Source organism: Paenibacillus puldeungensis, assembly GCF_042678945.1.
Taxonomy (GTDB): Bacteria; Bacillota; Bacilli; order Paenibacillales; family Paenibacillaceae; genus Fontibacillus; species Fontibacillus puldeungensis.
Window position 1 is genome coordinate 1 of sequence record NZ_JBHTLM010000052.1, and the last position, 518, is coordinate 518.

1 protein-coding gene is annotated in these 518 nt (G+C 49.2%); it reads left to right on the plus strand.

The window, feature by feature from the left end:
• Nucleotides 1–73: 73 nt before the first annotated feature.
• The coding region (locus ACFQ3W_RS26080; RefSeq protein ID WP_379322144.1) for an IS110 family transposase at nucleotides 74–518 on the plus strand (445 nt) is incomplete at its 3' end.

A 518-nucleotide genomic window follows, 5' to 3' on the forward strand; every position in this document is an offset into this window, starting at 1 on the left:
CCTGCGAGAACCGCCAAATGTACGCCGAGTGCGAGTATAAAGATTCACTAAAGAGGGTGCAATGATTTGTCAGATGACGAGAAAGCAGGTTGAGATCATGGATGCCATACGAGAAAATTGTTGTGGGCTGGACGTTCATCAGGAAACAGTTGTAGCCTGTTTGTTCAAAGGAGCGCTGGACAAAAAACCAATTCCCGTCTTTGCGGAATTTGGGACCACAACCAAAGAATTATGTAGACTGCAGGACTGGTTGGCCGACCACGAATGCAAGGAAGTCGTTATGGAGAGTACTGGGGTGTTATGGAAGCCCATTTGGAATGTATTGGAGTCGACCTGCGAACTAGTCGTAGCTAACGCCCGTCATGTGAAGAACATGCCCGGACGCAAGACAGATATGAAGGATGCGCAATGGTTGGCAAGTTTGCACCGGTGCGGCTTGATTAAAGGAAGTATGATACCGCCGGAGCATATTCGGGATTTACGCGACTTGACTCGGTACCGGCGAAAGTTGGTGCAGG